We start from the raw sequence: 22,847 nt of genomic DNA, 5'->3' as shown, positions 1-22,847 counted from the left end.
GATGCCGTACATTTAAAGTAGTAAGTTTTGCTGATAATCCGTATTTTTGTAGGTAAATCCAGAAAAGAACATGTTCGATAATTTAAGTAACAAGTTAGACCGTGCCTTTAAAACGCTGAAAGGCCAGGGAAGCATTACCGAGATCAACGTGGCCACCACCATCAAAGAGGTGCGCCGTGCCCTGGTGGATGCCGACGTAAACTATAAAGTTGCCAAAACGGTAACCGACAACATCAAGGAGAAAGCCCTTGGCCGTGACGTGTTGATCGCTGTGTCTCCGGGCCAGCTTATGGTGAAGATCATGCACGAGGAGCTGACCGAGCTGATGGGTGGCGAGAAGCAGGACATCAACCTGAAGGGCGACCCGGCGATCATCCTTATCTCTGGTCTGCAGGGTTCTGGTAAAACCACCTTCACGGGCAAACTGGCCAATTACATCAAGAAGCAGGGCCGTTCGGTGATGGTGGCAGCCTGCGACGTGTACCGTCCGGCCGCGATCAACCAGCTGCAGGTGCTGGCCGAGCAGGTGGGTGTGGAGGCGTACACCGAGCCGGAGAACAAGAACCCGGTGCAGATCGCCCTCAACGCCATTGAGCACGCCAAGAAAACACATAAGAAAGTAGTTATCATCGATACCGCCGGCCGTTTGGCCGTGGATGAGGCGATGATGAAAGAGATAGCCGAGATAAAGAAGGCCATTAACCCGACCGAAACGCTGTTCGTGGTAGACTCCATGACCGGCCAGGACGCGGTGAACACGGCCAAGACCTTTAACGAGCGCATCAACTTCGACGGCGTGGTGCTGACGAAGCTGGACGGTGACTCGCGCGGTGGTGCGGCCCTTTCGATTCGTGCCGTGGTGGAGAAGCCAATCAAATTCATCTCTACTGGTGAGAAGATGGAGGCGCTGGACCTGTTCTACCCTGATCGTATGGCGCAGCGTATCCTGGGCATGGGCGACGTGATCTCCCTGGTGGAGCGCGCGCAGCAGGCCTTTGACGAGGATGAGGCGAAGCGCATCAACAAGAAAATTCGCAAAAACCAGTTCAACTTCGACGACTTCCTGACGCAGCTGGAGCAGATCAAGAAAATGGGTGATATCAAGGACCTGGTGGGCATGATCCCCGGCGTGGGTAAGGCCCTGAAGGATGTGGAGATTGACGAGAACGCCTTCAAGCCAATCGAGGCGATCATCAAGTCGATGACACCTGCTGAGCGTGAGAACCCAGATATGATCAGCGGCAGCCGCCGAGCCCGCATTGCCAAAGGCAGCGGCACGGATGTGACGCAGGTAAACAACCTGATGAAGCAGTTTAACGACATGCGCAAGATGATGCGCTCGATGAACAAGATGGCTGGCAAGCGCGGCGGCCTGGGCAACATGGCCAACCTGCTGAAACAGCGCTAGGTTCCTGACAAAGGAATCTAAGTCAAAAGATAAATAACCCGCTCCGCATAGGTGTCGGGCAGCAAAAAACCGCTGGTTATACTTTGAAAAGTATGGCCAGCGGTTTTTTTGTACCTAATACCAGGTTACCAAGTATACCTTAACTCTCTAACTCTCTAACTCTCTAACTCTCTAATACGGCTGCTTGTCTTCCTTTTGCTCCCACAGCTTGAAAGCCTCCCGTGCCTCCTGTGGCAGGAGCTGCTCCATTGGAATGCGGCGCTGCTCTAGGGGCTTTTCCAATTCCTCATAAATAAACGAGTCGTCGAAGCCGATACGCGCTGCCTCCTGGTGTGGGTTCCCATAGTATACTTTGCGGAGTCGGGCCCAGTAAATGGCGCCAAGGCACATTGGGCAGGGCTGGGAGCTGGCGTAGATCTCACAGTCGGAGAGGTCGTGGGTGCCGAGGGTGTGGGAGGCGGAGCGAATGGCCTCTACTTCGGCGTGCGCCGTAGGGTCGTGGGTGTGCAGCACGTTGTTGTAGCCGCGCGCTACCACCATGCCGTTGCGTACAATCACCGCTCCGAAGGGCCCGCCAAACCCTTCCTTCATTTTTTCGATAGAAAGGCTGATTGCCTCCCGCATGAAAGCTTCATGCTTTGCCTGGTTATTTTCCATATTTTCTTGCAGGGTTGTTGCGCAAACGTCTCGTTTTGCGTACGTTATACTTGTGCAGACCAAAATTGATGATCCATGTTGTCCACACTGATTTTATTTCTGACTCTTACTGTAAATCCGGCGCCAAAGTTCGCTTTCGACCCGCTGCAGACACAGCTGCCCCAGACGGACTCTGTGGCCTTGCTCTCTAACACATGGGTGCTGCGCGAGCAGTTCCATGCCCACAACGGAACGCTGGAGCCGGTGTCGCCCTATGAGAAGTTAGAGCTGACCTTCCGGAAGAACGGCACCTACACCCTGAGCCGCCACTACGGAGCCGCCGGAGCAGGCAGTGTGGAGGAAGGTCGCTGGCAGTTGGATGCTTCCAGGGGGGAGATACACATGCAGACAAGGGAGGTGGACGGCAGGTCTATACTGAGCACGATGCTGCCCCGCTGGGAGATAAAAGAACTGAAAAGAGACAAGTTGGTGCTGCGGTTCTTCGCCATGAGTGGTGCCTACTTGGTACTGGAGGCCAAAAATTAAATAGCTTATACTTCACTTGTGCGGTGTTAATGCATACTCGAAGTATAAGCTATTGCAATTGTTGCCCCTTAAGAGGGTTGATGTCTGTTCCTAATGTATTAAGGTCAGGTGATATACTTATGTCTTTATATTGTATAATTATTTCTATTTTGTATTGTTTACGAAGTTGTTAGGGGATGGTTTTTACCTTTTACAGGTTTTATGTCCAAGGCTTTTAAATAAGGTGTAGAAGAAGGTGTTATTTAGATGAGCCATATTTTGCTGTTGATCTTTAATATCTTATAAGTTGTATGTGCCGTATGTGGGAGAGATGATAGAACCAAAACGACCAAATAACATGAAAAGGACTTTTCACATTTTAACAGCCATACTTTTTTCTGCCAGCGTTATGCTTGCTTCCTGTTCAGCCACAAAAGAGCAGCAGGTGGAAGACGATTTAGCGGATTTTAGGGTATGGGTGAACAACGCCACCTCTAATGTGGCAGAACGTACAGAGGAGGACTGGAAACGCGCCCGGGAAGACTTCAGGATGCGCACACAGGAACTGGATCGTAAGCAGGAGAACTTTACGGAAGAACTGAAACAGGATTACCAGAATCTGAAGCAAGAGTTTCAGGATGCAGACGAAGAATACCAGCGCAGCCTGGAAGGGGAGGACTTGTCGGAGTGGGAGCGGAACTTACTGGGGCGCTGGGCTGACTATGCAAGTATAGACGAGAACAATGTGCGTGATGTGTACATTGCGTTTATGGAGAATGTGCGGGAGCAGAAGGAAACATGGAGTGACGCGGACTGGGAGATGGCAAAACGCGTTCTAGAGAAATTAAACGAGCGCAAAGCCGAAATTGAGGGTAATATACCAACAGATGCAGAAGTGAAAATAAAGGCGCTGCAGATGGAGTTCCGCACCCTCGAAACCGCGGCCGATGCGACAGACGGGAACTAAACTATGATGCGACCCTCTCTTGCATCGCCATAAAGCTTAGAATTATGAAGCTTATGCCTGTATCCTGATAGCCAGCATAGTATGGCATCTATTTGATGCCAATTTTGAGGTGCGTTTTCAATAGGATAGTTTACCAGGTCCTGCAGTGCCTCCGCATAAGCCGGAAGCGCAGCAGGGTCTTTTTTATATCCCTGCACATGAGGCAGCAGGAGTTTGTTTGCCTGAGCGGGGTAGGTCTCCAACATGGCTGTTCCTTTAGAGGCCAGCAAAGTGCGCATACGTATGGCCCTGGCAGTAAGCCCGCCAAGGAACATCGGCGACATAGCCTGCACTTCACGGTCTGCCTGCCGATAAAAGAAGTCCGCCTCTGGCGTAGGCGCCTCCATGCTATAGACCTTCGGCAGCGTAAGGGGAGCATCCACATATACTATTGTCGGGCTGTGCTCCAGTATCAGCTCCAGCAGCCACGCATCGGCATCCTGTCCGGGTTTGCTTTGCCACAGGCATAGTTTCCCGTTCTGCACCATGGCTGCTGCCGTTGTGCCCGCCAATTTAGATCCATAGTCTACCCCAAGGTGATTACTTACCATATAGTGCTTGCGTTTGGCTGCTTTGCCAGCCTAGCCTGAATTTTATACTTGCTTTATAAGGTAAAGGATAGGGGCAGGAGTCCTTATCTGTCTGCTTCTGTAGATTATCTACCCATATGACTACAGCTTTTTTGTGCTGTTACCCGTGTGAAAATCTAGACCGATTTATCTGAATCAGAACTTTAATAAATAAGTTACAAACAACTGGATAGAAAGGATAACTGTATAAAATTACGGTTGTAGAATCATCAAGTGACTCTTAGAGCTGGCTTGCCTCTATGGATGGCTGAAGGCATATGTAAGTATGGGCAGCAGATAGGGTTGAGTTTTTTTACAAGCCACGTTAGCTAAGCACTGTACCGACCCTTAATGTTATCCATGTATTTTTGGCCGGAGCCGGTATTCAGCAGCAGGATGTTTTCAGAGGCAGAGATTGTACCGTTGCAGCGAAGCTTACGAGCGGCCATCCAAACGGCAGCTCCCTCCGGAGCAACAAAAAGGCCCTCCTGCCGGCTCAGCTCCCGTAGCCCCTCCAGCATTTCCTCCTCAGTAACGCTCACAGCTGTTCCACCGGACTGGTGCAGTACCTGCAGCATCATTTGCTCACCGATGGGGCGCGGCACGGCCAACCCATTGGCTATGGTAGGTTGCCCCACGTACTGCTGCGCGTTTGGCTGACGCCCCAGGTATGTTTCTACCAGCGGCCTACAGTTGGCTGCCTGCACGGCCACCATGCGCGGCAGTTTAGCACCTTCCTCCAGCCAGCCCAACTCCTGTAGCTCTTGAAAAGCTTTCCAGATGCCGATCAGACCGGTGCCCCCACCCGCAGGGTACAGTATAACGTCAGGCAAACTCCAGTCCCATTGTTCAGCAATCTCATACCCCATGGTCTTCTTGCCTTCGAGGCGGTAAGGCTCTTTCAAGGTCGACGCGTCCAGTAGCCGGCCATTAGCATTCATCTCTTTTACTTTTGTGGCGCAGTCGTTGATCAGGCCATCCACCAGCACCACCTCTGCACCGTACCAGTAACACTCCTCTTTAAACGCCTCCGGCGTATGGCGCGGCATCACCACCACGGCTTCTAGGCCAGCCTTAGCGCAATAGGCGGCAAGCGCCACGCCGGCGTTGCCGGCAGTAGGAACAATGCATCCTTCCACCCCCAACTCCTTTGCCTTGGACACGGCCATGCTCAGGCCTCTTGCTTTAAAGGAGCCGGTAGGGTTCTGCCCTTCGTCCTTCAGCCGCAGGCTGCGCAGGTTATAGCTCTTGCCAAGGTTCTGAAGCTCCAGCACCGGCGTAAACCCTTCGCCAAGACTTACGACATGCTCCTCATTTAAGACAGGCAGCAGTTCACGGTAGCGCCACATGGTAGCCTGCCGCTGCGCCAACACTTTCTTTTTTAGGGGCGTGCTCAGGTTATACTGTGCCGCCAGCGGCAGATGGCAGCAGGGCGACAGGGTGTGTTCTTGAAACGGTGAGTAGGAGGCGCCGCAGTTAGAGCAATTTAACTGCTGTAGGCGGCTGAGGCGGGTAGTAGTATCGGTATCCATAGCTATAATTTACTACGGCAAGAAGCTGCCTAGCTATGAGTAAGCAAAATGGTATTTAGGAATAGCCTATTCCTTTTTGGAATAATAGCCTTTGGTAAAGCGCAGGAAGTTTTTGAACAGCTGATCGTTCTCGGTGCCTTTGCGCTGAATAAAGTAAAAGGTGCGGCCTATCCGTAAGCCAGCGATGTTCAACTCCACCAACTCACCAGACTCCAGTTCCTTAAGCACAGCGGGCCTTGGCAGGAAAGATAGGCAGGAGTGGTTGGCACGCACAAAATTTTTCAGGGCCTCCGTGCCGCCCAGCCTTATCTTTACGGGCACGTCGTGCAAGCGAATTCCTTTTTGCATGAGGGCCTCTTCCAGCACAGCCAGTGTGCCGGAGCCATGCTCGCGCAGGGCCAGCGGTATGTTGTACAGGTCCTGGTACCGTAGTTGTTGGTAGCGCAACGGGTTCTGAGCCGAGCATACCGGTATCACCTCGTCTTCCATAAAGGGCGTATAGCTCACCTGGCTCACTTTACTGACACCCTCAATAATGCCCAGGTCTATCTCATGGTCTAGCAGGGCTTTAAGTATGTTCTCAGAATTCCGGTTCTTCAGCGTGATCTGAACGTTCGGGTTGTGGGCCAGGTAAGCAGAGAGTACCGGCGGAAGGATGTACAGCGAAATCGTGGTGCTGGACCCGATGATCATTTGGACCTGCGGGGCAAAGTCGGGGCTGATATGCCGGAGTTCCTCGTATAGTTCGTGCTGCAGCTGGCGTGCCTGCAGCAGCTTCTGGTAGAGCAGCTTTCCGGAAGGTGTAAGGCTCACGGTGTTGCCATGGCGGTGGAACAGCCCTGTTTTGTAAAACTCCTCCAAAGCCTTTACATGTTTGCTGATCGCCGATTGGCTGATAAACAGCGTTTGGCTGGCTTTGGTAAAGCTGAGGAGCCGGGCCACCTCAATAAAGACTTCATGTCGCTGAGAAAGCATGTAAGACAGGGCTTGGGCGAAGAGTTCAGGTTTGAGTAGTTGCAGGCGCCAATTCTACCCCACCAGTGCCTGCTTATGTGCCTGCATAATGTGCTTGTGATGGATGAAATGGTCCTGCAAGAAGTTCAGTGCCTGGCCTATGGTGAGGTAGCCAATCATAGGGTGCTTAAAAACGCCTTTCTCAAGCAGGGGCTGCGGGAAAGAGGTCAACTCATCTTCCAGCTCAAAGCGCACCTTGTCCCACTGTTGCCGCAGCTCCGGCAGGTGGCATACTTCGGGTACCGACACCACCACAGGGGGCGCCACAAACTTTCGGCCGGAGTGGAGCGCCACTTTTACCAGCAGGAGCTTTGCCTCCTGCGCCAGGCCTACGTCCTGCAGCTCTTCCTGCCGTTGCAGCTTATAGCGCACGTTGTCCAGGGCGCGCTCCTCCACCAGCACCAAGTGTGCCACGTGCTGGTTTATGCTCCACTTCTCAGGGGCCGGAGCCTTGTTCAGCTGCGCATCATCAAGGCCTGCCAGTTCATCCAGCAGGCGATTGCGTAGCTCTTCCAGGCGCAGGTATTTATCTTCCAGTTTGGGGTTCATAAGCAGGTTTTGGCTGAAGGCGTTTGCATCCATTGGCTTATTTTCTAAAAACAGAGGCTAAAGCTACAGAAGTTAAGCAGATATGCAATATCTTGATACTACTATTTTATAGGTAAACGCTTGATGCTGTGTTTGCTGTATAAGCTTGTGATGTTAATTTTCATTTGATAAGTATAAAATCTGTTTGTCAGGAAGCCAAATGTGCCGAACTTGCAGCTACTAACATACTTATACATGAAAAACGACCCAATTGGCGCAGCCCTGCTGGACTATCTGGAAGGAGCCGAGGATGCAGAGATAACGGTGGCAAGCAACCTGACAGAAGATGACTATATACCAGTAGCATACTTGTTCCGGACGGAAGAGGAGATGCCTGAGATGGAGGTGCTGGCGCTGGATAAGTGCCGAGGCGCCGTACTGGATGTGGGCTCGGGGGCTGGTTGCCATGCCTTGGCGCTGCAGCGGCGCGGGAAGGAGGTGACAGCCCTGGATATTTCGGCAGGGGCGATGGAAGCCATGCAGCGGCAGGGCATAAAGCAGTTGCTGCACCAGGATTTCCTTGAGCTGAAAGGCGCTGCCTATGACACGCTGCTCATGCTGATGAACGGTGTTGGCATTGCCGGTACCCTTGCCGGATTGGAGCGCTTTCTGGAGCACGCAAAATCCCTGCTGAAGCCAGGCGGGCAGATCCTGCTGGAGTCTACGGATATCCTGTACATGTACGAAGATGAAGACGGGTCGGTGCTGCTCGATCTGAATGCCGGTTATTACGGTGAGGTAAAGTATAATATGACTTATAAGGGCCAGGAAAGCGGCTGGTTTAACTGGCTCTTCATTGACCCTGCCATTTTAGAGGATTATGCCGTGCAGCATGGCTATACATTCGAGTTGCTACTGCAAGGAGATGCCGGCAACTACCTGGCAAGGCTGGCTGTAGTGTAGAAATAAGAGCAAATGTAGTAGTATTCGTAAACTAAATCATCGTGCCATGACAAACAGGAGCTACCCGTACGTGCCTTACCAGGCTGTTTCTTACCCAGACCAGGAGATGCTGGAGCGGGCACGGCAGTTTCATCACTTCATGGACAGACGCCGTTCTGTCCGGGGGTTTTCAGACAAGCCTGTTCCGCGCGAGCTGATAGAGCAGGTGCTGCAGACGGCTTCTACGGCACCCTCCGGGGCGCACAAGCAACCCTGGACCTTTTGTGCCGTGTCTAACCCCGACATAAAAAAGCAGATACGGGAGGCAGCCGAGAAGGAGGAGTACGAGAGCTACCAGCACCGCATGAGCCCGGAGTGGCTGGAAGACCTGGCCCCGCTGGGCACCGACTGGCACAAGCCTTTTCTGGAGGTAGCCCCGTGGCTCATCGTGGTGTTCAAGAAAGTATACGATCTTCGACGTGACGGCAGTAAGCGCAATAACTACTATGTTGGGGAGTCGGTGGGGCTGGCCAGCGGATTCCTGATCTCGGCCATACACCATGCCGGCCTTGTCACGCTTACCCATACGCCCAGCCCGATGAACTTTCTGTCAAAGCTGCTCAAGCGCCCTGAAAACGAGCGTCCTTTCCTGCTGCTGCCTGTTGGCTTTCCTGCCAGCGAGGTGCAGGTGCCGGACCTTCGCCGCAAGCCGCTGCAGGAGGTAAGCGAGTGGTATACCTGATTACTGTAGTATCATACTTAAAAAGTCGCCGTACAATAGGAGCTGTATACTTGCTAAGCGCAGGTTAAAGCGAAATGGCGCATGAACAAAAAGATAAAGTTAGGCTGGGCGCTAACCAAGCGTACCTTCAAAGAATTCAGTGACGACAGGCCCCTCGACTGGGCTGCCATCATCGGCTTTTACACGATTTTCTCCTTGCCTGCCGTGCTCATTATTACTTTGCGCATCGCCGGTGTCGTGTTTGGTGAGGAGGCGGTGCAGGGCGAACTGACCAGGCAGATAAGCGGCATTGTTGGTCAGGAGGGGGCTAGCCAGGTTCAGAACATCATCGAGAATGCCGATCGTTCCGCTTCTACTACGATAGGTACCGTGATAGGTGTGTCTACCATGATTTTCTCGGCCACCACGGTGTTTGTGGCACTGCAGGACTCGCTAAACGCCATGTGGGAGGTAAAGGCTAAACCAGAACTCGGGCTGCTGAAGCTGGTGGTAGACCGTATCCTGTCGCTGGCGATGGTGGTGAGCATGGGCTTTCTGCTGCTCGTGTCCCTGTCCATTGACATCCTGATGGGGTTAGTGAATGATTTCCTGCGGCAGGAACTATCGGGTATAGCCGTTTACCTGATCACAGCGGGCAATGTACTGGCATCAGTCCTTATCAGTATCGTTATATTCGCAGCCATTTTTAAGGTGCTTCCGGATGCTAAAATCCGTTGGCCTAATGTGTGGGTCGGGGCCACGGTCACGGCGATTCTCTTTGTGCTTGGCAAATTTCTCCTCAACATTTACTTTCAGCACGACCCGTTGGCCGATACGTATGGTGCCGCCGGCTCACTGGTGCTTATCCTGGTGTGGGTATATTATGCCGCCATTATTTTTCTGCTGGGGGCTGAGTTTACGCAAGTATACTCCAGAGAGCACGACCGGGGCATTCGGCCGCAGGATAACGCCGTGAAGGTGGAGACCAAGGAAGTGGAGAGGAAGGAGTAAGCATAGTATGAAATGCCTACAACAAAGAAGCCCCGGCGCTTATCTGGCGCCGGGGCTTCTTTGTTGCGTTGCGGGGCTGTTACCGTACAAACCTTAACTCAGCGTTCACGTCATTGCCTCCCGTAAAGGCAGCAATCAATCTGCGGTCCACGCCGATGATATCACCCAGCAGGTTCAGGTTATCTATGCTGATCGTGGTAGTTAGGTCCATGTTCTCCATGGTCAGCCGTTTTATATCCATTTCCCCGAGGTTTTCCAGTGTGATTTTTGTTTCGTTGCTGTTAAACGACCAAGAGCCTTCATAGGTCTGTTGCTGCCCGCTGGCCAGAAATGTGGCTGTATAGGTTTTGTCTTCCCTTACATTGAGCCGAAGCGTTTGGAAAGTAGTGGCGTTTTCACCCACGCCGGGTATGGCGGCTACGTCAATGCTGTTAAGCAGAACCTTGTCTCCCTTCCATTCGCCAGCTGTAATTAATTCTGTATTAGTTGGTTCTGGCTGGGCGTCATCATCGTCATCGCTGCAAGAAATAAGCAGGTTCAGGGACAACAATAGGACTAAGTAGAGTATGAAGTTTTTTGCGTGCATAGTTTTAACTTGTAAAAGGTCATATAGTGGAGGAGTAATAGACCTTATAGCGCAGGATTCTACAAATAGTTAGGCTAAAACAAGTATAAATTTTCTAAGCACTTAGCCTGTGTTACATGATATTCACCTCCGGGCTCAGGCGAATGCCAAATTTCTGTTCCACCGATGCAATCACCTCATATGCCAGCTTTTGGATGTCTGCCCCTTTGGCCCCGCCGTAGTTTACCAGCACCAGCGCCTGGTTTTTGTGCACGCCATAGTTGCCCAGCACTTTGCCTTTCCAACCACATTGTTCTATCAGCCAGCCAGCCGGCACCTTTACAGTCGTTTCAGAGACGGGGTAGGAGGGAATAGCTGGATATTGCTTCTGCAGTTCCTCGTATTGAGCCAGCGGAATTTCCGGGTTTTTAAAGAAGCTGCCTGCGTTGCCGATCTGCTTTGGGTCCGGCAGTTTGCTTTGGCGTATGTGGCACACGGCCGCGCTCACATGCTGAATGCTTGGCTCCTGCACCTGCATCTCTTCTAAAGTAGATTTTATGGCTCCGTAGGAAGTGTTTACGTGATGCTTCTTGTGCAGCCTGAATGTTACGTGCGTCACGATGTACTGCCCCTTCAGCTCATTTTTGAATACGCTCTCGCGGTAGCCGAACCGGCAGCTTTCATTATCAAACACTTTTACCTCACCTGTTTCGATGTTTACCGCCTCCAGTTCCTGGAACACATCCTTCAGCTCCACCCCGTAGGCGCCGATATTCTGCAGCGGAGCGGCCCCAACCGTGCCCGGTATCAGCGAGAGATTCTCTACGCCACCCAGGTTCTGGTTTAGCGTGTGCAGCACGAACTCGTGCCATACTTCGCCGCCGCCAGCCCTGAGGTACACGTGCTCCTCGTCTTCAGCTGTTTTCTCTATTCCTTTGATGCCGTTCTGCAGCACCACGCCGTCAAAATCCTTGGTAAAGAGCAGGTTGCTGCCGCCGCCAAGTGTAAGCTTCTGCTCGTGCTGTAGCGCTGGGCTTTGCAGTAGCTCCTGCAGCTCTTCTACAGAGTCGAAACGGGCGAAGAGCTTGGCTTTCACCTCTATGCCAAAGGTGTTGTAGGGTTTTAGAGAAAAATCGGTCTGCAGTCTCATAAGTGGGTAATTTGCGGTAAAGATAGACATTTTGGGTTTAAGAGTTAGAGAGTTTGGGAGTTAGAGAGTTTAGGAGCCAATAAAGGGAGAAACTTTCTTTGATGACAAAGTAGTCCCTTCTATTTTGAATGATGTCTGTACTTTCTATCTTCTAAATCAAGAACTATAAAGCTGACAGGTATTGCCTCAGCACAACTCCTAAACACCTAAACTCTCTTACTCTTTAACTCGCAAACCCCTATCTTTGCAGCTGAATAAAGAATGAAGTATGGCGAAGAAAGCACCCACCGAGAATTTTAACATCATAGCCACCACACTCTCCGGCCTAGAGGAAGTGCTGGCACAGGAGCTGCGCGACCTGGACATGGAGTATGTGAAAGCTGGAAACCGCGCCGTGACCTGCTCCGGTAACATGCGCCAGCTGTACGAAGCCAACCTGTGGTGCCGCACTGCCATACGTATCTTAAAGCCTATTCGCCAGTTCAAGGCCCGCGACGAGAAGAGCCTGTACGAGCAGGTGCAGAAGACAAACTGGTCGGAGGTGCTGGACGTGGACATGACTTTCGCCATCGATGCCGTCGTGAGCCACTCCACCTTCGAGCACTCGTTGTATGTGGCGCAGCTCACTAAAGACGCCATCGTAGACCAGTTCCGTGCAAAGACGGGGGAGAGGCCTTCGGTGGACAGAATCCGGCCTGATGTGCGTATCAACCTGCACATGCACGATAACCAGGTCACCCTCTCGCTCGATTCTTCGGGTGACTCGCTGCACCGCCGGGGCTATCGCCTGCAAACCAACGTAGCGCCTCTGAATGAGGTATTGGCGGCCGGCATCATTGCTTTGTCGGGCTGGAACAAGAAGTCTCCTTTTATAGACCCAATGTGCGGGTCGGGCACTTTCCTGATAGAGGCAGCTCTAATGGCGCAGCACATCGCACCCGGCCTTTTCCGCCGCGACCCATACGGGTTCGAAAAGTGGAAGGATTATAACGAGCAGCTTTTCGAGATGGTCTGGAACACCGCAGAGGCCAAGGAGAAGCGCACCCCGCAGGCGCAGATCATCGGCTACGATCTGGACCCGGACTACATCGATGCAGCCCTCCATAACATTGAAAATGCCGGGCTTGAGAACATTATCCGGGTGGAACAGGCGAACTTCTTTGAGACGCAGGCGCCGGAAGAACATGGCGTGGTGGTGATGAACCCGCCCTACAACGAGCGCATTCAGTCCGAAGACATCAACCAGCTATACAAAAATATAGGCGACACGCTGAAGAACAACTACCAGGGCTACGATGCCTTTGTTTTTACCGGTAACCTGGAGGCGGCTAAGAATGTAGGCTTGCGCACTTCGCGCCGTGTGCCGCTGTACAATGGCGCTATTGAATGCCGCCTGCTCAAGTATGAGCTGTACCGTGGCTCCCGTAAAGGAGGGGAAGAGGCTGCGGAGTAGCTATAGAAAGCTACCATGCCTGGCTTAGGCGCACATCTGTACCGCCTTCACTGAAACGGAGTATACTAAAACAAAAAGAGCACCTTATCCAGGTGCTCTTTTTGTTTTAGTATACTTTAGACTATGCCTTTTTCTTTGGCGAAGCCTTTTTGGCTGTCGTGGTTTTTTTAGCTGTGGAAGCCTTTTTTGCCTTGGTAGCCGTTTTCTTCTCGGCTGCCGGCTTATCGGCATCGGCTTTCTTTTTAAAGCCGCCACGGCCTTTCTTCTCCGGCGTCGCCTCAGCCAGCTCCATGCACTCCTGCAAGGTCAGCTCACTAGGCTCTTTCCCTTTCGGAATCTTCACGTTCTTTTTGCCGGCCACAATGTAGGGGCCATAGCGTCCGTTCAGCACCTGGATGTCCGGGTTCTCCGGGAACGTTTTGATCACTTTCTCCGCATCCGCCTTGCGCTTGGCCTGTATCAGTTCAACAGCCTCCTCTGCGGTCACCTCCAGCGGGTCCAGGGTTTTAGGTAGCGAGTAGAACTTGCTGTCATGGCGGATGTAAGGGCCGAAACGCCCAATGGCCGCTGTCATGTCCTTGTCCTCGAACGTGCCCACAATGCGTGGCAGCTTAAATAGCTCCAGCGCATCCTCCAGCGCCAGGCTCTCTATAAACTGGCCTTTGCGCAGGCTGGCGTAAACCGGCTTTTCGCCTGTTTCTTCGTTCTCCTCTCCCAACTGCACGTATGGCCCGAAACGGCCAAGCTTGGCCACCACTGTTTTGCCTGTCACAGGGTCCGTTCCCAATTCGCGGGCCCCGGAGACATCGGCCCTGGAGATGCTCTCGCTCGACTCAATGCGCTTGTGGAACTTCTGGTAGAACTGGTCCAGCATGTCTTCCCACTCTTTCTGGCCCTGTGCAATCTCATCAAACTCGGCCTCCACACGCGCGGTGAAGGAATAGTCGATCACGTTCGGGAAGTGCTCCACCAGGAAGTCGTTCACCACCATGGCTGTATCCGTGGGGAAGAGTTTCGCCTTCTCGGCACCCGTAATCTCGGTTTTTGTTTGGGTGGTGATGTTGTCGCCCTTCAGCGTGAGCACCTGGAAATTACGCTCCTTGCCCTCGCGGGAGTCTTTCTCCACGTAGCCACGCTTTTGTATGGTCGAGATGGTAGGGGCGTAGGTAGAAGGTCGGCCGATGCCCATTTCCTCCAGCTTCTTCACAAGGCTTGCCTCTGTGTAGCGGGCCGGCGGGCGGCTGTAGCGCTGCGTGGCCAGCATCTGGCGCAGGTTTATACTTTGCCCTATGCTCAGCGGCGGCAACATGCCTTTCACATCCTCGTCAGCCCCTTCTTCCTCATCGTCCTTAGACTCAATGTATACTTTCAGGAAGCCCTCGAACTTGATCACCTCCCCGGTGGCCTGCAGCTTCTGGTCCGGCTGCGTGGAGATGCCGATGGTAACGGTTGTTTTCTCTATCTCAGCGTCGGCCATTTGGGAGGCGATGGCGCGTTTCCAGATCAGTTCGTAGAGGCGCTGCTCGTTGCGGTCTGAACTAGCGGTCATCTGCGAGAAGTCCGTTGGGCGAATGGCCTCGTGGGCTTCCTGTGCTCCCGATGTCTTGGTTTTAAAGCGCCTGGTCTTCACGAACTTCTCCCCAAAGGAACGCTGGATCTCACGGCTTGCACCCTGGATAGCCTCGTCGGAAAGGTTCAGCGAGTCGGTACGCATGTAGGAGATCTTACCGGCCTCGTAGAGGCGCTGCGCGATGGTCATGGTCTGGGCTACGGAGAAGTACAGCTTGCGGCTGGCCTCCTGCTGCAGGGTAGAGGTGGTAAACGGCGGAGCGGGGCTGCGTTTGAGCGGCTTTTGCTCCAGGTTCTCGATCTTATACTCGGCGCCGATACATTTTTGCAGAAAGGCCTGGGCTTCCTCCTCCGTCTTGAACTTTTGCGGGAGCTCGGCCTCCAGCGTCCGGCCCTGTACATCAAACGAAGCCGTGATGCGGAAAGTGGCTTCCGCTTTGTGGCGCTCAATCTCCCGCTCGCGCTCCACTACCAGGCGCACCGCCACCGACTGCACACGACCGGCCGAGAGACCGGTCTTGATCTTCTTCCACAGCACCGGCGACAGTTCGAAACCCACCAGGCGGTCCAGGATACGGCGTGCCTGCTGTGCGTTCACCAGGTCCATGTCGATCCCGCGCGGGGAGCTGATGGCGTTAAGAATGGCGTTCTTGGTGATCTCGCGGAAAACGATGCGGCGTGTCTTGGCGTCGTTCAGGTTCAGGGCCTCGGTCAGGTGCCAGGAGATGGCTTCTCCCTCGCGGTCGTCGTCCGACGCGAGCCAGACAGTCTCGGCCTCCTTCGCTAGCTTGCGTAACTGCGCCACCACTTCCCGCTTATCGCTGGAGATGACATAGGTCGGCTTAAAGCCGTGGGCTATGTCGATGGCGTTGTTATCCTTAGGCAGGTCGCGCACATGGCCGAAGCTGGACTTCACAACGAAATCCTTCCCTAAATATCCCTCTATCGTTTTTGCCTTGGCAGGCGACTCTACTATGACTAGGTTTTTTATCATCCTTTATATTTACAGGCGAAACAGGCCAACTTTTGCCCAAAGTTCAAATTTTTTTTTCAACAATTACAACCCAATACGTATAACAGGGGTTTAACTACGCGAGAAATTCCGGCGGGCTCCCTAGGTTGGCCGGCACCATAACTATACGTTCACCTGATCTACTATATGCAAAGAATTGTGCTCCTCTGCCGCCATGCTGAAGCGTATGACCCTTTTCCGCTTCAGCCAGACTTTGAACGCGAGCTTACACCGGCAGGCCAGCAACAAGCCCGAAACACGGGGAAATGGCTTCGTGAAAAATTTTCGAAGGTTGATGCTATTCTGGCTAGCCCAGCCACCCGCGCCAACGCCACCGCCCGTGCCATAGCAGGCCGTTTATACTTCGATGAGGAGCAGATCAACTACAACCCCGACCTCTACAATGCCCGCGAAGCATACCTGATCAAAGGCCTTGGCGAGCTGCCCGATCATGTAAAGCAGGTGCTGCTAGTGGCGCACAACCCCGGTATAACCCGCCTTGCCCGCGAATTAACGGATGAGCTGCAGCTTGGTTACCTGGACCCTGCCGGCGTGGTGGCTGTGGCCCTCGATTTAAAGCAGTGGCAGGACATACACATAACCACTGGCCACCTGCTGGACCAGTTTAAGGCATAGGCGCACTTCTTGCAGCCTTTTTCTTACTTTCAATTTATACTTTAATTCTTTAGTTTAGTGGCATGGCTGGCGCAAAGCCGCCAATCTGCACCCTTAAGACCTACTTGATGAAGACTAATGTAGTGGCCGTGATTAACCAGAAAGGCGGCACTGGCAAAACAACTACAACCATAAACCTGGGCAGTGCCCTGAGCAAGCAGGGGAAAAAAGTACTGCTGATCGACCTGGACCCCCAAAGCAACCTTTCCTACTCGCTGGCTGTTTCCAACCCGGAGTCCACGCTGGCCGATGTGTTTCAGGGCGATAAAAGTATAAACGACGTGCTGGTAGAGAAGAACGGTGTTTGGATAGCTCCTGGTTCCAACGAACTGGTGGATATCGAGATATCGCTGGTGACGCAGCCGGAGCGGGAGAAATTTTTAAAAGCCATCCTTTCGCAGGCCCGGGGCTTCGACTTTATCCTCATCGATTGCCCGCCCTCGTTGTCGGTGCTGACGCTAAATGCCTTAACGGCTGCCCATGAGGTGCTTATTCCGTTGCAGATGGAGGTGCTCACGCTGCAGGGGCTCGACCAGATTATGAACACGGTGCAGAAGGTGAAAAAAACATTTAACCCGAAACTTAAAATAAAAGGTGTCGTAGTGGTGATGTTTGATGTGCGCCGCAAGCTGAGTCAGGAGGTGCTGGAGTACCTGCAGGAGAACGTGAAGGAGAAGATTTTCCGTAGTCAGATCCGCATGAATGTGAAACTGGCCGAGGCACCATCGTTTGGGAAGAGCGTTTTGGATTACGATGCGTCCTCTAATGGTGCCCGTGACTATGCCGCCCTGGCGGAGGAGTACCTGGAAGCCTGAGCGTGAATACCTCCGCATAGATCAGGAAATTTGATACTTTTATAGTAAATTGCACTACTCGAAATCCTGCGGTGTCGAAACATCCCATTCTTCGGACTGTTTCGATGCTACACAAGGTTTAGAGATACCCTATTCCAACCAAACTAACTATGGCCTTAGGTAAAAACTTGAAGTTGAGTAAAGAGAAGCTCATCAGTGACGTAGAAGCCAAAGAAGAGAAGAAAAATGCTCCTCAGGCTAAAGCCGAGAGAGGGGGCGCCGCTACAGTCGTGGAAGAAGCCCCTGCCAAGCCTGCTGCCCCTGCGGCTAAAGAACTTCCAGCCGGTGCTGCCAAGCCAGCTGCCGACAAGGGCGCCCCATCCAAAAAGCTGCGACAAGGCAAACTGCCTAGCAATCCCGACTACATCAGTGACCAGCTGAACCGGGTGCTTTATGCCCTCGACGCATTTAAGAAAGGAGACGTGTCGGTGCGCCTGACAAAGCAAAACGACGACATCTTTGCGGATATAGCCGAGGCCTATAACTCGATGGTGGAGATGATTGGTGGTGTTGGTGGCGAGGTGTCGCGTATCTCCAAGGTAGCCGGTGTGGAAGGAAACCTGAAAGCCCGTGCCTCTGCCGAGAATGCTTCCGGTTTCTGGAAGGATATGATCAACAACATCAACGGTCTGGTGGATTCTATCGCGGTGCCTGTACTCGAGGTGGGTAAGGTACTGAAGAATATTTCCCGCGGTAACCTGGATGAAACCTTCCAAATCCCGGTGTCCGGCGACTTCAAGGTTATGGCCGAGACCATCAACCGGACCATCGATAACCTGAACCTGTTTGCCGGTGAGGTTACCCGTGTGGCCCTGGAAGTGGGTACAGAGGGTAAATTGGGTGGACAGGCATCGGTGCCGAACGTGGCCGGTGTTTGGAAAGACCTGACTGACAACGTAAATACCATGGCCTCCAACCTGACTTTTCAGGTGCGTGACATCGCCAACGTGGCCACCGCGGTGGCCAAGGGCGACCTGACGCAGAAAGTGTCGGTGGACGTGAAAGGGGAGTTAAGTGAGCTGAAGGAGAACATCAACCGCATGGTGGACTCGCTCAACATCTTTGCCGGTGAGGTAACCCGTGTGGCGCGTGAAGTAGGTACGGAAGGACGCCTAGGTGGCCAGGCCAGAGTACCGAACGTGGGCGGTGTTTGGAAAGACTTGACCGACAACGTGAACACCATGGCCTCCAACCTGACTTCCCAAATGCGGGATATTGCCAACGTGGCTACTGCCGTGGCCAAAGGTGACCTGACGCAGAAAATTACGGTGAATGTGCGTGGCGAGATGGCCGAGCTGAAGGAGAACATCAACCAAATGGTGGACTCGCTCAACATCTTTGCCGGTGAGGTAACCCGTGTGGCACGCGAGGTGGGCACCGAGGGCAAGCTGGGCGGCCAAGCCAATGTACCAAGAGTAGAGGGTACCTGGAAAGAACTTACTGATAACGTGAACCTGATGGCTGGCAACCTGACTTCTCAGGTACGTGACATCGCCAACGTGGCTACTGCGGTGGCCAAGGGCGACCTGACGCAGAAAGTGTCGGTGGACGTGAAAGGCGAGCTGGGTGAGCTGAAGGATATTCTGAATGAAATGGTGGACCGACTGAATGTGTTTGGCGCGGAAGTAACCCGTGTGGCACGTGAGGTGGGTACAGAAGGTATACTAGGTGGCCAGGCCAATGTGCCCAACGTAGCGGGTATCTGGAAAGAGCTCACGGACAACGTGAACTCCATGGCCTCTAACCTGACGCTGCAGGTTCGTGACATTGCGAATGTGGCGACGGCCGTGGCCAAAGGGGACCTGAGCCAGAAAATAACAGTGAATGTGAAAGGCGAGTTGGCCGACCTGAAGGAGAACCTGAACCAGATGGTGGACTCGCTCAACATCTTTGCAGACGAGGTAACCCGTGTGGCGCGCGAAGTGGGCACCGAGGGCAAGCTGGGCGGCCAGGCCAACGTGCCGAACGTAGGCGGTACCTGGAAGAACCTGACCGACAACGTGAACACCATGGCCTCCAACCTGACTTCGCAGGTGCGCGATATCGCTAACGTTTCTACGGCTGTTGCACAGGGCGACCTGACGCAGAAGGTGTCGGTGGACGTGAAAGGCGAGCTGGGTGAGCTGAAGGAAAACATCAACCGCATGGTGGACTCGCTCAACATCTTCGCCGGTGAGGTGACCCGTGTGGCCCTGGAAGTAGGTACCGAGGGTAGATTGGGTGGCCAGGCCAATGTACCGAACGTGGGCGGGGTTTGGAAAGACCTGACTGATAATGTAAATATCATGGCCTCCAACCTGACAACGCAGGTAAGAGGTATAGCCAAGGTAGCCACCGCGGTAGCGAAGGGCGACCTGAGCCAGAAGATCACGGTAGAGGCCCGCGGCGAGCTGCTTGACCTGAAAGAGAACCTAAACCAAATGGTGGACTCGCTCAACGTCTTTGGTGATGAAGTAACCCGCGTGGCACGCGAGGTGGGCACCGAGGGCAAGCTGGGCGGCCAGGCCAACGTGCCGAACGTGGGCGGTACCTGGAAAGACCTGACCGATAACGTGAACTACATGGCTTCTAACCTGACTTCGCAGGTGCGTGACATCGCTAAGGTGGCCACCGCAGTAGCGAAGGGCGACCTGAGTCAGAAGATCACGGTAGAGGCCCGCGGCGAGCTGCTTGACCTGAAGGAGAACCTAAACCAAATGGTGGACTCGCTGAACATATTTGCAGATGAGGTAACCCGCGTGGCGCGTGAAGTAGGTACAGAAGGACGCCTTGGTGGCCAGGCCAACGTGCCTAAAGTACGCGGCACCTGGAAAGAACTCACGGACAACGTGAACACCATGGCCTCTAACCTGACGCTGCAGGTGCGCGACATCGCCAAGGTAGCCACTGCGGTGGCCAAAGGCGACCTAACGCAGAAAGTGTCGGTGGACGTGAAAGGCGAGCTGAACGAGCTGAAGGAGAACATGAACCGCATGGTGGACTCACTGAATATCTTTGCCGGGGAGGTGACGCGCGTATCGCTGGAGGTAGGTACTGAAGGACGCTTGGGCGGCCAGGCCAACGTGCCGAACGTAGCGGGTGTATGGAAAGACCTGACTGACAACGTGAACACCATGGCCTCTAACCTGACGACGCAGGTGCGGGGTATCGTAAAAGTAGTAACAGCGGTATCCAAAGGTGACCTAACGCAAAAACTGACGCTGCAGGCAAAAGGCGAGATGGCCGAGTTGGCAGACACCATCAATACCATGGTGATCGACCTGAACCGCCTGGCAGGTGAGGTGTCGCGTGTGGCCAGGGTTGCGGGTGTAGAAGGCAAGCTGACCGAGCGCGCCACACTGCAAGGTGTGGGCGGTAGCTGGAAGGAACTGGTGGACACGCTCAACGACCTCCTGGAGTCTATCGTAACGCCGGTGCTGGATGTATCCCGCGTGGTACGTGCCATCTCCGAAGGTGACTTGACTCAGAAAGTAGAAGCGCAGACAGCCGGTGATATCTTGGATATGGCCAATGCCCTGAACCTGGCGGTAGAAAACCTGAACGCGCTTCTCGGTGAGATCAATGATTCTTCGCTGGTAGTAGGCTCTTCCTCCGAAGAAATGGCTGCCAAAGGATTGGAAATGAACAAGGTGACGCTGGACGTGGCCCTTGCCATGCAACAAATGGCGGAGGGTGCGCAGAACCAGGCCCTTAAAACAGACCAGGCTTTCAAGCTGATCGAGGAGATCATGAAAGCGACGAAAGAGACGGCTAACCGTGCCGAGGTGGTGAACAAATCAGCCTTGCTTGGTGAGGAAAGCTCTCAGATCGGCCTGAAGACAGTGGCAGAGGTGGTGAAGAACATGGAGGAAATCTCCAGTTCAGCAGCCCTCACCTCCAAAACGATTGAAGTACTGAGCACTCGCTCACAGGAAATATCCAAATCGCTTGGTGTTATTACGGATATCGCCGCACAGACAAACCTGCTGGCCCTGAACGCTGCCATTGAGGCGGCCCGTGCCGGTGAGGCGGGACGTGGCTTTGCCGTGGTAGCCGAAGAGATCCGAAAGCTGGCTGAGGGTTCACGCAAGTCTGCCAGCGAGATTGCTACACTGGTGGAGGACGTGAAGAAAGACACTGCCTCTGCGGCTACGGCAATCTCTACCATGGAGGGTCGTGTATTGAAAGGAAAGAATGCCACCTTCGAGGCGTCCGGGGCTTTCAAAAACATTGCAGCATCCAGCGGTGAGACACTGCGCACTGCGCAAGATATCTTAACGGCGACGGAGGTTCAGAAAACGACCATTGGCGACGTAGTGAAGTATGTGGAGGAAGTGGTAGCCATTGCCGAGCAGACGGCCTCTGGTACGCAACAGGTAGCTAGCACAGCCAAGCAGCTGTCTGGCTCGATGCAGGAACTGACCTCATCCTCACAGAACCTGAACGATATCGCGGCTGACCTGCAGGTGAGCATCTCTGCCTTCAAGCTGGTTGATGGCAACCTGGTGTTTAATGAGCGTAAGGGGCTGATGACTTCTATCCCAACCAACAGCCGCAAACAGCGCAGTCATACAGGAAACAGGCGTGCGGCCACCGATTCGCCTCGTAAGCTAAATGATGTGAAAATTGGTGATGGCAAGAAATAGGCATGGCAAAGGAAACGAAGACAACCAATAAACCAGCGCCGGTGCCAGCAGATACACAGCCCGTGGCTGCCAAACCTGAACTTACGCCTGAGAAGGATAAGCAAGAGAAGCAGGATACACCGGTTACAGAGGCTGCCCGAGAACAGGTTGCCCCGGAAATGGTGCACCTGATTGTCTTCAGGCTTGGCACGGAAGAATATGCCATCAGGATCGGGCAGGTAAAGGAAGTAACCGTTACACCAAGTGTTACGCGCATGCCCCGTACCCCTGATTTTGTGAAAGGCGTGGCCAATATCCGCGGCGATATTATCGCTATCATTGATCTGGAAAGGCGCTTTAACATCAAGCCTGACCCCGGAATGACAAGTACGGGAACAAGTTATACGCTCGTAGTGGAGGCTGATGATTATAGCATCGGCGTGGATGTGAGGGAGGTGCCGCAGTCGCTGAACCTGCCGCTGACCAAGATCGACAAAACCCCGTCATTTCTGCAGGATGTGAGCGTGAGCGAAAATTTTATCGAGGGGATTGCCAAAATTGACAACAGGCTTATCATCGTGCTGGATATGCACAAGATCCTGACACAGGAGGAAGTGAACCTGTTGCCTAACTTATAAATCAGAAACTATACTTTACCAGGTATGAAAAGAATACTAATTGTAGACGATTCCTTCTACATGCGCACCATGCTCAAAAACATGCTCACGGATGCTGGCTATGAGATTGTAGGTGAGGCACCAAACGGGCAAACGGCGCTGGAACTGGCAAAGGAAACGAAGCCAGACCTTATTACTTTGGATGTGATCCTGCCGGATAATACCGGTCTGGAGGTGCTAAAGGGTATAAGAGCGGAGCAGCCGGAGCAGCGGGTGATTATTGTAAGCGCCGTTGGCCAGGAAGTGATCGTGAACGAAGCAATGGAGAATGGTGCCAAGTCTTATATCGTAAAGCCGTTTTCAGAAGAGAATGTGCTAGAGGTGGTAAGCAAAGTGCTGGCCGACGAGCCAATTAAATAAAGCGTCTTCGCAGCAGGGGAGAAAGGAGTACTTTCA

The 22,847-nt window shown here is 53.3% G+C and carries 20 protein-coding genes; 12 read left to right on the top strand and 8 right to left on the bottom strand.

Annotated elements, in window-relative coordinates; all coding sequences use genetic code 11:
• Window positions 1-70 precede the first annotated feature (70 nt).
• Entirely contained in the window at window positions 71-1,408 is a 1,338-nt protein-coding gene (ffh, locus tag PXG97_RS02570; RefSeq protein WP_276496156.1) for a signal recognition particle protein, read from the top strand.
• Between the two features lie 171 nt (window positions 1,409-1,579).
• On the opposite strand, the gene PXG97_RS02565 is transcribed toward ffh, so the two are convergent.
• Window positions 1,580-2,065, bottom strand: coding sequence for a nucleoside deaminase (locus PXG97_RS02565; RefSeq protein WP_276496155.1), 486 nt, complete (start codon window positions 2,063-2,065; stop codon window positions 1,580-1,582).
• 75 nt (window positions 2,066-2,140) lie between these two features.
• On the opposite strand from PXG97_RS02565, the gene PXG97_RS02560 reads away from it, so the two are divergent.
• Both PXG97_RS02560 and PXG97_RS02555 read left to right on the top strand, forming a co-directional pair.
• Window positions 2,141-2,590, top strand: a complete 450-nt coding sequence (locus PXG97_RS02560; protein WP_276496154.1) for a hypothetical protein — start codon at window positions 2,141-2,143, stop codon at window positions 2,588-2,590.
• Window positions 2,591-2,927: 337 nt separating this feature from the next.
• Window positions 2,928-3,536, top strand: coding sequence for a hypothetical protein (locus tag PXG97_RS02555; RefSeq protein ID WP_276496153.1), 609 nt, complete (start codon window positions 2,928-2,930; stop codon window positions 3,534-3,536).
• Here PXG97_RS02555 and PXG97_RS02550 read toward each other — a convergent pair.
• The 4 genes from PXG97_RS02550 to PXG97_RS02535 form a co-directional block, all read right to left on the bottom strand.
• The gene (locus PXG97_RS02550) at window positions 3,533-4,126 is read right to left on the bottom strand and encodes a hypothetical protein (RefSeq protein WP_276496152.1); all 594 of its coding nucleotides are present in this window, start codon (window positions 4,124-4,126) and stop codon (window positions 3,533-3,535) included. The two genes, PXG97_RS02555 and PXG97_RS02550, sit on opposite strands and share 4 nt — an antisense overlap.
• Window positions 4,127-4,473: 347 nt before the next feature.
• The gene (locus tag PXG97_RS02545) at window positions 4,474-5,676 is read right to left on the bottom strand and encodes a threonine synthase (RefSeq protein ID WP_276496151.1); all 1,203 of its coding nucleotides are present in this window, start codon (window positions 5,674-5,676) and stop codon (window positions 4,474-4,476) included.
• 66 nt (window positions 5,677-5,742) lie between these two features.
• The gene (locus PXG97_RS02540; RefSeq protein WP_276496150.1) at window positions 5,743-6,651 is read right to left on the bottom strand and encodes a LysR family transcriptional regulator; all 909 of its coding nucleotides are present in this window, start codon (window positions 6,649-6,651) and stop codon (window positions 5,743-5,745) included.
• 54 nt (window positions 6,652-6,705) lie between these two features.
• A complete protein-coding gene (locus PXG97_RS02535) occupies window positions 6,706-7,239 on the bottom strand; it encodes a DinB family protein (RefSeq protein ID WP_276496149.1) in 534 nt (177 codons plus the stop codon).
• Window positions 7,240-7,473: 234 nt separating this feature from the next.
• On the opposite strand from PXG97_RS02535, the gene PXG97_RS02530 reads away from it, so the two are divergent.
• From PXG97_RS02530 to PXG97_RS02520, 3 genes are all read left to right on the top strand, one after another.
• Window positions 7,474-8,181 (top strand): class I SAM-dependent methyltransferase, encoded by a 708-nt coding sequence (locus PXG97_RS02530; RefSeq protein ID WP_276496148.1) that lies wholly within the window; start codon window positions 7,474-7,476, stop codon window positions 8,179-8,181.
• Between the two features lie 46 nt (window positions 8,182-8,227).
• Window positions 8,228-8,902, top strand: coding sequence for a nitroreductase family protein (locus PXG97_RS02525; RefSeq protein WP_276496147.1), 675 nt, complete (start codon window positions 8,228-8,230; stop codon window positions 8,900-8,902).
• A gap of 81 nt (window positions 8,903-8,983) precedes the next feature.
• Window positions 8,984-9,892 (top strand): YihY/virulence factor BrkB family protein, encoded by a 909-nt coding sequence (locus tag PXG97_RS02520; protein ID WP_276496146.1) that lies wholly within the window; start codon window positions 8,984-8,986, stop codon window positions 9,890-9,892.
• A 79-nt stretch (window positions 9,893-9,971) separates the two neighbouring features.
• Here the strand turns inward: PXG97_RS02520 and PXG97_RS02515 are convergent, their stop codons facing one another.
• Together PXG97_RS02515 and murB are read right to left on the bottom strand one after the other, a co-directional pair.
• Window positions 9,972-10,478 carry a hypothetical protein gene (locus PXG97_RS02515; protein ID WP_276496145.1) on the bottom strand — a complete coding sequence of 169 codons (507 nt, stop codon included), beginning with the start codon at window positions 10,476-10,478 and terminating at the stop codon, window positions 9,972-9,974.
• Window positions 10,479-10,590: 112 nt separating this feature from the next.
• Window positions 10,591-11,607, bottom strand: coding sequence for a UDP-N-acetylmuramate dehydrogenase (gene murB, locus PXG97_RS02510; protein ID WP_276496144.1), 1,017 nt, complete (start codon window positions 11,605-11,607; stop codon window positions 10,591-10,593).
• Window positions 11,608-11,875: 268 nt separating this feature from the next.
• On the opposite strand from murB, the gene PXG97_RS02505 reads away from it, so the two are divergent.
• Complete coding sequence (locus PXG97_RS02505) at window positions 11,876-13,060, top strand: THUMP domain-containing class I SAM-dependent RNA methyltransferase (protein WP_276496143.1); 1,185 nt, start codon at window positions 11,876-11,878, stop codon at window positions 13,058-13,060.
• Window positions 13,061-13,181: 121 nt separating this feature from the next.
• Here the strand turns inward: PXG97_RS02505 and topA are convergent, their stop codons facing one another.
• Window positions 13,182-15,623: a type I DNA topoisomerase gene (gene topA, locus PXG97_RS02500; RefSeq protein WP_276496142.1), complete on the bottom strand. Its 2,442-nt coding sequence runs from the start codon at window positions 15,621-15,623 to the stop codon at window positions 13,182-13,184.
• 165 nt (window positions 15,624-15,788) lie between these two features.
• On the opposite strand from topA, the gene PXG97_RS02495 reads away from it, so the two are divergent.
• The 5 genes from PXG97_RS02495 to PXG97_RS02475 all read left to right on the top strand — a co-directional run bounded on the left by PXG97_RS02495 (window position 15,789) and on the right by PXG97_RS02475 (window position 22,811).
• On the top strand, window positions 15,789-16,277 hold the full coding sequence (locus PXG97_RS02495) for a SixA phosphatase family protein (protein ID WP_276496141.1): 489 nt from the start codon (window positions 15,789-15,791) through the stop codon (window positions 16,275-16,277).
• 107 nt (window positions 16,278-16,384) lie between these two features.
• Complete coding sequence (locus tag PXG97_RS02490) at window positions 16,385-17,131, top strand: ParA family protein (RefSeq protein WP_276496140.1); 747 nt, start codon at window positions 16,385-16,387, stop codon at window positions 17,129-17,131.
• Between the two features lie 149 nt (window positions 17,132-17,280).
• Window positions 17,281-21,795, top strand: a complete 4,515-nt coding sequence (locus PXG97_RS02485; RefSeq protein WP_476744720.1) for a HAMP domain-containing protein — start codon at window positions 17,281-17,283, stop codon at window positions 21,793-21,795.
• A gap of 2 nt (window positions 21,796-21,797) precedes the next feature.
• A complete protein-coding gene (locus PXG97_RS02480) occupies window positions 21,798-22,412 on the top strand; it encodes a chemotaxis protein CheW (protein WP_276496138.1) in 615 nt (204 codons plus the stop codon).
• A gap of 24 nt (window positions 22,413-22,436) precedes the next feature.
• Window positions 22,437-22,811 (top strand): response regulator, encoded by a 375-nt coding sequence (locus PXG97_RS02475; RefSeq protein WP_276496137.1) that lies wholly within the window; start codon window positions 22,437-22,439, stop codon window positions 22,809-22,811.
• The last annotated feature ends 36 nt before the right edge of the window (window positions 22,812-22,847 follow it).

The sequence above is a fragment of the Pontibacter litorisediminis genome (assembly GCF_029360645.1).
GTDB lineage: Bacteria > Bacteroidota > Bacteroidia > Cytophagales > Hymenobacteraceae > Pontibacter > Pontibacter litorisediminis.
Note: the sequence above shows the minus strand (reverse complement) of the source record. Positions and strands in the feature narration are given on the sequence as shown.

Excerpts from the sequence above, each read along its gene's own strand:
- ffh (WP_276496156.1), top strand. The coding sequence starts at position 71 with ATGTTCGATAATTTAAGTAACAAGTTAGACCGTGCCTTTAAAACGCTG.
- PXG97_RS02565 (WP_276496155.1), bottom strand. The coding sequence starts at position 2,065 with ATGGAAAATAACCAGGCAAAGCATGAAGCTTTCATGCGGGAGGCAATC.
- PXG97_RS02560 (WP_276496154.1), top strand. The coding sequence starts at position 2,141 with ATGTTGTCCACACTGATTTTATTTCTGACTCTTACTGTAAATCCGGCG.
- PXG97_RS02555 (WP_276496153.1), top strand. The coding sequence starts at position 2,928 with ATGAAAAGGACTTTTCACATTTTAACAGCCATACTTTTTTCTGCCAGC.
- PXG97_RS02550 (WP_276496152.1), bottom strand. The coding sequence starts at position 4,126 with ATGGTAAGTAATCACCTTGGGGTAGACTATGGATCTAAATTGGCGGGC.
- PXG97_RS02545 (WP_276496151.1), bottom strand. The coding sequence starts at position 5,676 with ATGGATACCGATACTACTACCCGCCTCAGCCGCCTACAGCAGTTAAAT.
- PXG97_RS02540 (WP_276496150.1), bottom strand. The coding sequence starts at position 6,651 with ATGCTTTCTCAGCGACATGAAGTCTTTATTGAGGTGGCCCGGCTCCTC.
- PXG97_RS02535 (WP_276496149.1), bottom strand. The coding sequence starts at position 7,239 with ATGAACCCCAAACTGGAAGATAAATACCTGCGCCTGGAAGAGCTACGC.
- PXG97_RS02530 (WP_276496148.1), top strand. The coding sequence starts at position 7,474 with ATGAAAAACGACCCAATTGGCGCAGCCCTGCTGGACTATCTGGAAGGA.
- PXG97_RS02525 (WP_276496147.1), top strand. The coding sequence starts at position 8,228 with ATGACAAACAGGAGCTACCCGTACGTGCCTTACCAGGCTGTTTCTTAC.
- PXG97_RS02520 (WP_276496146.1), top strand. The coding sequence starts at position 8,984 with ATGAACAAAAAGATAAAGTTAGGCTGGGCGCTAACCAAGCGTACCTTC.
- PXG97_RS02515 (WP_276496145.1), bottom strand. The coding sequence starts at position 10,478 with ATGCACGCAAAAAACTTCATACTCTACTTAGTCCTATTGTTGTCCCTG.
- murB (WP_276496144.1), bottom strand. The coding sequence starts at position 11,607 with ATGAGACTGCAGACCGATTTTTCTCTAAAACCCTACAACACCTTTGGC.
- PXG97_RS02505 (WP_276496143.1), top strand. The coding sequence starts at position 11,876 with ATGGCGAAGAAAGCACCCACCGAGAATTTTAACATCATAGCCACCACA.
- topA (WP_276496142.1), bottom strand. The coding sequence starts at position 15,623 with ATGATAAAAAACCTAGTCATAGTAGAGTCGCCTGCCAAGGCAAAAACG.
- PXG97_RS02495 (WP_276496141.1), top strand. The coding sequence starts at position 15,789 with ATGCAAAGAATTGTGCTCCTCTGCCGCCATGCTGAAGCGTATGACCCT.
- PXG97_RS02490 (WP_276496140.1), top strand. The coding sequence starts at position 16,385 with ATGAAGACTAATGTAGTGGCCGTGATTAACCAGAAAGGCGGCACTGGC.
- PXG97_RS02485 (WP_476744720.1), top strand. The coding sequence starts at position 17,281 with ATGGCCTTAGGTAAAAACTTGAAGTTGAGTAAAGAGAAGCTCATCAGT.
- PXG97_RS02480 (WP_276496138.1), top strand. The coding sequence starts at position 21,798 with ATGGCAAAGGAAACGAAGACAACCAATAAACCAGCGCCGGTGCCAGCA.
- PXG97_RS02475 (WP_276496137.1), top strand. The coding sequence starts at position 22,437 with ATGAAAAGAATACTAATTGTAGACGATTCCTTCTACATGCGCACCATG.